Consider the following 6202-nt stretch of genomic DNA (forward strand, 5'->3'; position numbering starts at 1 on the left):
CGGCGTGCCGGGATCGATGTCGGCGGCCAGCGCCGGCAGCGGCACGGGCGTACCCGCCGACGCGGCTGCCTTCGGGAGATCGAAGCGGCCGATCAGCGCGTCCGGCGTCTGCCCGGTCAGCACCGCGAGCCGGTGCTCGTCGACGCCGATCGCCGCTTCGTACACGGCGATCCGCGACGTCGTCGATTCGTACTGCGCGCGCGCCCGCGCCGCATCGAGTTCGGACCCTCTCCCCGCGCCGACGCGTGCATTGATCAGCGCGAGCGTCTGCTTCTGGTTGTCGGCGTTTTCGCGCGCGATCCGCAGCCGCTCCTGCGAGCCGCGCAGATCGACGTACGTGCTCGCCACCTCGCCGGCAATCGCGACGCGCACCGCGCGTACGTCCGCCGCGCTGGCGGCCGTTTCCGCCCGCTGCGACTCGATCGAACGGCGCACGCGGCCGAACAGGTCGAGCTCCCACGCCGCATTGATCCCGATGCTGGACGTCGGCGTATCGCGCTGGCTGCGCGACGCGCCGAATGCCTGGTCCTTGCTCATCAGTTGATGACCGATCTGCCCGCTCGCGGTGATCGTCGGGTAGCGGTCGAACGTCGCCTGCGACAGCAGCGCATTCGATGCGTCGTAGCGCGACACGGCGACCTGCAGGTCCTGGTTCGCCGCGAGCGCCGCGTCGATCAGCTGCGTCAGCGCCGGATCGCCGAAGCCGCGCCAGAACGCGGCATCGGCATCGGCCGACGCGTCGGGTGGTGTATCCGGCGTCGTACCGGACGGCGCCGCCTGATGCGCGTCGCGGGCGAACCGCGCGGCCGTGGCCGTGTCGGGCCGCTTGAAATCGGGGCCGACCGCGCACGCGGCGAGCGTCACCGACATCGCGAGCGCGGAAAAACGGAAAGCGGCGCTCATCGGTTTTCTCCTTCGAGGGTGCCGTGGTGTTCGCTCCACACGGCCGGCGTGCCGCCCGCGAGCTTGCGGATCGCCACATAGAACACGGGCGTCAGGAATAGCCCGAACAGCGTGACGCCCAGCATCCCCGCGAACACGGTGATGCCGGTGGCCGCCCGCACTTCGCTGCCCGCGCCGCCGCCGATCAGGAGCGGCACCGAGCCCGCGATGAACGCGACCGACGTCATCACGATCGGGCGCAGCCGTAGCTTGCACGCTTCGAGCGCGGATTCGATCACGCCCTTGCCCTGGATTTCGAGCTCGCGTGCGAACTCGACGATCAGGATCGCGTTCTTGCACGCCAGCCCCATCAGCACGACGAGACCGACCTGCACGAACACGTTGTTGTCGCCGCCCGACAGCCACACGCCGAACAGCGCGGCGCAGATGCACACGGGCACGATCAGGATCACCGCGAGCGGCAGCGTCCAGCTCTCGTACAGCGACGCGAGCACGAGGAACACGAGCATCACCGCGAGCGGGAACACGACGATCGCCGCGTTGCTCTGCGTGACCTGCTGATAGCTGAGGTCGGTCCATTCGAGCGTGATGCCCGGCGGGAGCACTTCCTTCGCGATCTGCTGGAGCTTCTCGATCGCCTGCGACGACGACATCACCTTCGGATCGGCATCGCCGATCAGGTTCGCGGCCGGATAACCGTTGTAGCGAACGACCGGGTCGGGCCCGTACGCGGGCGCCACCGTCACCATCGAGCCGATCGGCACCATCTCGCCCTTCGCGTTGCGCGTGCGCAGGTTCGCGATGTCGGCGGCCGTCTGCCGGTGGCCGGCATCCGCCTGCGCCATCACGCGGTACACACGGCCGAACAGGTTGAAGTCGTTCACGTACATCGAGCCGAGATAGACCTGCAGCGTGCTGAACAGGTCGGTCAGCGCGACGCCCTGCGCCTTCGCCTTCAACCGGTCGACCTTCACCTCGAGCTGCGGGATGTTCGCCTGGTACGAGCTGACCGGGTAGCTCATCCCCGGCGTTTTCGCGACCGCGCCCTGGAACGCGGTGAGCGCGTTCTGCAGCGCGCCGTAGCCGAGCCCGCCGCGATCCTCCAGGTACAGCGAATAGCCCGAGCCGTTGCCGAGGCCCTGGATCGGCGGCGGCATCAGCGCATAGGTAATGCCGCCGCCGATCGCCGCGAAGCGCGCGTTCAGGTCCGCGTTGATCTGCGCGGCGCTGCGGTGGCGCTGGTCGAACGGCTTCAGGATCACGTACGAGTTCGTGATGTTCGGCGTGTTCACGCCCTGCAGCGCGTTCAGCCCGGCAAACGCCGGCACCATCTCGACACCATCGGTGCCGAGCGCGATCTTCGTCATCTGCTCGGTCACCTCGCTGGTGCGCGCGAGCGACGCGCCTTCCGGCAGCTTCGCGCCCGCGAACAGGTACAGCTTGTCCTGCACGGGGATGAAGCCGCCCGGCACCGCGTTGAGCAGCAGCGTGGTCGCCGCGAGCAGCGCCGCATAGACCGCGAACACCACCCCGCGCCGCTTCAGCGTGCGCGACACGAAGCCGTGATAGCGATCGGAACTGCGGTCGAAGAAGCGGTTGAACGGATGGAACAGCCAGCCGAACGCGCGATCGAGGCCGCGCGTGAGCGCATCCTTCGGCGCACCGTGCGGACGCAGCAGCTTCGCGGCGAGCGCGGGCGACAGCGTCAGCGAGTTGATCGCGGAGATCACCGTCGAAATCGCGATCGTCACCGCGAACTGCCGGTAGAACTGGCCCGTCACGCCCGACATGAACGCCATCGGCACGAACACCGCGCACAGCACCAGCGCGATCGCGACGATCGGCCCCGACACCTCGCGCATCGCCTGGTGCGCGGCGTCGCGCGGGCTCAGGCCCTGCGCGATGTTGCGCTCGACGTTCTCGACGACCACGATCGCATCGTCGACGACGATCCCGATCGCGAGCACGAGCCCGAACAGCGTCAGCGTGTTGATCGAATAGCCGAGCAGATAGAGCCATGCGAACGTGCCGACCACCGAGACGGGCACCGCGACGAGCGGAATGATCGACGCGCGCCACGTCTGCAGGAACAGGATCACGACGAGCACGACCAGCACGACCGCCTCGATCAGCGTGTGCTGCACCGCGCGGATCGATTCGCGCACGAACACCGTCGGATCCCACACGGGCCGGTACGCGACGCCGGGCGGGAACCGCTTCGACAGCTCGTCGAACTTCGCATACACGGCCTTCGCAACCTCGAGCGCGTTCGCGCCCGGCGACAGGAAGATGCCGACCACCGCCGATGGCTTGTCGTTGAAATACGAACGCAGCGTGTAGTCGCCCGCGCCGAGCTCGATGCGCGCGACGTCGGACAGCTTCACGACCTGACCGTCGTCGCCGGTGCGCAGCACGATGTCGCTGAACTCCTGCACCGTGCGCAACCGGCCGCGCACGTTGATCGACAGCAGGAAGTCGTTCTTCTTCGGCGACGGCTCCGCACCGAGCTGGCCGGCCGACACCTGCACGTTCTGCTCGCGCACGGCGGCAATCACGTCGCTCGCGGTCAGCCCGCGGGACGCGAGCCGGTTCGGGTCGAGCCACAACCGCATCGCATAGTCGCCAGAGCCGGACAGGCCGACGTCGCCGACACCCGTGAGTCGCGACAGCTCGTCCTTCACGTGCAGCGTCAGGTAGTTGCGCAGGTACAGCGAATCGCGGCTGTTGTCCGGCGAATAGAGGCTCACGTACATCAGCGGCGTGGGCGACTGCTTCTGCGTGGTCACGCCGTACTGGCGCACCTCGTCGGGCAGGCGCGACAGTGCCTGGCTCACGCGGTTCTGCACGCGCACGGCGGCCGTGTCGGGATCGACGCCCTGCAGGAACGTGACGACGACCTGCAGGCTGCCGTCCGAACCGGCGACCGACTTCATGTACATGATGCCTTCGACGCCGTTGATCGCCTCTTCCAGCGGTTCGGCAACCGATTCGGCGATTTCCTTCGGGTTCGCGCCCGGATACGTCGCTCGCACGACGACGCTCGGCGGCACGACTTCCGGGTACTCGCCGGCGGGCAGCATCGGGATCGAGATCAGGCCGATCGCGAAGATGACGATCGACAGCACGACCGCGAAGATCGGCCGGTCGATGAAGAATCGGGAGAAATCCATTGCCTGTCTCCCGTTACTGCACGGCCGGCGCGCCGGCATCGGCGACGGCCTGCGTGCCGTTGCCCGTGCCGTTGCCCGGACCGTTGCCTGCGCCATTGCCGGCACCCGCATCGGCGCGCGCGGGCAGCGCCTTCGGCTTCACCTGCGCACCGGGGTAGTAGATCCGCTGCACGCCGTCGACGACCACGCGGTCGCCCGCCTGAATCCCCTTCTCGATGATCCGCTCGCCATCCAGCCCGCGGCCGATCGTCACGTCACGGCGCAGCGCCTTGTCGCCGGGTCCGATCACATACACGTACTTGCGGTCCTGGTCGGTGAGCACGGCCTTGTCGTCGACGAGCAAAGCATCCTGGTCGCGGCCGCTGACGAGCTGCACGCGCGCATACAGGCCTGGCGTAAACGTATGGTCCGCATTCGGCAGCCGCACGCGCGCGCGGATCGTGCCCGTTTGCGGGTCGAGCCGGTTGTCGAGAAAGTCGACGGTGCCCGCATGCGGGAAGCCCGTCTCGTTCGCGAGGCCCACGCGCACCGGATCGGCGCCGATCGCGCGATGCTGCGGATCGGCGCGCCGTGCGTTGTAGCGCAGGTAGCTCTGTTCGTCGCAGTCGAAATACACGTAGACGGGGTTCTGCGACACGACGGTCGTCAGCAGCGTGTCGTCCGCGCGCGCCAGGTTGCCGACGGTGGCGACCGCACGGCCGACGCGGCCCGCGATCGGCGCGCGCACTTCGGTGAAGCCGAGATTGAGCTTCGCGTCGGCGACGGCCGCGTCGGCCGCCTGCAGGTCCGCACGCGCCTGCTCGGCGGTGGCGCGCGCGTTGTCGAGTTCTTCCTGCGACGTCGCATGCGCATCGATCAGCGTCTGCACGCGCTTGAGCTGCACGTTCGCGAGGCTCGCGGCCGCGCGGGCCCGTTGCAACTGCGCGTTCGCGCGATCGAGCGCGATCCGGTACGGACGCGGGTCGATCTCGAACAGCAGCGCGCCCTGCGCGACCAGGTCGCCTTCCTTGTAGGCGACGCGCTGCAAATAGCCGCTCACGCGCGGCCGCAGTTCGACCGCGTCGACGGCTTCGACGCGTCCGTTGAATTCGTCCGCGAGGCGGATCGTGCGCGGCGCGATGGTGGTGACGCCGACTTCGGGAAGGGATTGGGCCGACGATGCGCCTTTGCCGTCGTGACAGCCCGACAACGCCAGCAGCAGTGCACAGGCCGCGCCCAAAGGCGACGTCCTGCGTAGGGATAAGGAGAGCATGATGCCTCGCGACGGGTTAAACTGCCGCGTAGCATAAAAGTTGAAGTTAACTTCAAGTCAAGTTTTCCCGGAGGAGCAACATGGGTATCCAGGAAATCCCGCAATGGCCGCTGATGTCGATCCGCGAAGTGGCCGCGCGCAGCGGCGTACCGGCGTCGACACTGCGGTTCTACGAGACGCGCGGGCTCATCAAGTCGCACCGCAACGGCTCGAGCCATCGCCACTATTCGCGCGCGGTGCTGCGGTTGATCGCGTTCATCGTGTTCGCGCAGAAGATCGGCTATACGCTCGACGAGATCGCCGAGCAGCTCGTCAGCCTCCCCGAGGACACCGCGCCGAGCAACAAGGACTGGCAGCGGCTGTCGCGCGGCTGGAAGCAGCGCGTTGCGAACCGGATCGAGGAGTTGCAGCGCCTGTACATCAACCTCGACGAATGCATCGGCTGCGGCTGCCTGTCGCTGAAGCGCTGCAAGCTGACGAACCCGGAGGACCGCGCGGGCCGCAACGGGCCCGGCGCGCGGCGCTGGCTCGGCGACAAGCCGCCGACGGATATCGAATGACCGGCAGGCCGGGCGTGGCGTGCGATGCCGTGCCGGGCCACCGGGGTCGATTGCGTCACCCGACGCGCCAGCCGCCGTTCACCGCGATCGTCGCACCGGTGACGAACGATGCACGCGGCCCGGCGAGCCACGCGACCGCGTCCGCGATATCGTCCGGATGCCCGGCGCGGCCGGCCGGCGTCTGCTCGCGGATCGTCGCGGCGATGGCCGGCGCGACGCCGCTTTCACCGAAGAAGCGCGTGTCGGCGATATAGCCGGGCGCAACCGTATTGACCGTTGCGCCGCGCGGCCCGAGTTCGCGCGCCAATGCGACGGTG

Annotated in this window: 5 protein-coding genes; 1 reads left to right on the forward strand and 4 read right to left on the reverse strand. The window is 68.4% G+C overall.

What is annotated here, in order from left to right:
• The 3 genes from G3N99_RS32690 to G3N99_RS32700 form a co-directional block, all read right to left on the reverse strand.
• The coding region (locus G3N99_RS32690) for a TolC family protein (RefSeq protein ID WP_206124437.1) at window positions 1–903 on the reverse strand (903 nt) is incomplete at its 3' end.
• A complete protein-coding gene (locus tag G3N99_RS32695) occupies window positions 900–4073 on the reverse strand; it encodes a multidrug efflux RND transporter permease subunit (RefSeq protein ID WP_206124438.1) in 3174 nt (1057 codons plus the stop codon). The genes G3N99_RS32695 and G3N99_RS32690, both read right to left, overlap by 4 nt.
• A gap of 13 nt (window positions 4074–4086) precedes the next feature.
• On the reverse strand, window positions 4087–5325 hold the full coding sequence (locus G3N99_RS32700) for an efflux RND transporter periplasmic adaptor subunit (protein WP_206124439.1): 1239 nt from the start codon (window positions 5323–5325) through the stop codon (window positions 4087–4089).
• 80 nt (window positions 5326–5405) lie between these two features.
• Between G3N99_RS32700 and soxR the strand changes: the two genes are divergently transcribed.
• Window positions 5406–5885, forward strand: coding sequence for a redox-sensitive transcriptional activator SoxR (gene soxR / locus G3N99_RS32705; RefSeq protein WP_174945811.1), 480 nt, complete (start codon window positions 5406–5408; stop codon window positions 5883–5885).
• A 55-nt stretch (window positions 5886–5940) separates the two neighbouring features.
• On the opposite strand, the gene G3N99_RS32710 is transcribed toward soxR, so the two are convergent.
• The coding region (locus tag G3N99_RS32710; RefSeq protein WP_206124440.1) for an SDR family oxidoreductase at window positions 5941–6202 on the reverse strand (262 nt) is incomplete at its 5' end.

Origin of the sequence: Burkholderia sp. Ac-20392, from assembly GCF_017104585.1 — a bacterium.
Taxonomy (GTDB): domain Bacteria; phylum Pseudomonadota; class Gammaproteobacteria; order Burkholderiales; family Burkholderiaceae; genus Burkholderia; species Burkholderia lata.

Coding starts and splice junctions, on each gene's coding strand:
- G3N99_RS32695 (WP_206124438.1), bottom strand. CDS start 4,073: ATGGATTTCTCCCGATTCTTCATCGACCGGCCGATCTTCGCGGTCGTG.
- G3N99_RS32700 (WP_206124439.1), bottom strand. CDS start 5,325: ATGCTCTCCTTATCCCTACGCAGGACGTCGCCTTTGGGCGCGGCCTGT.
- soxR (WP_174945811.1), top strand. CDS start 5,406: ATGGGTATCCAGGAAATCCCGCAATGGCCGCTGATGTCGATCCGCGAA.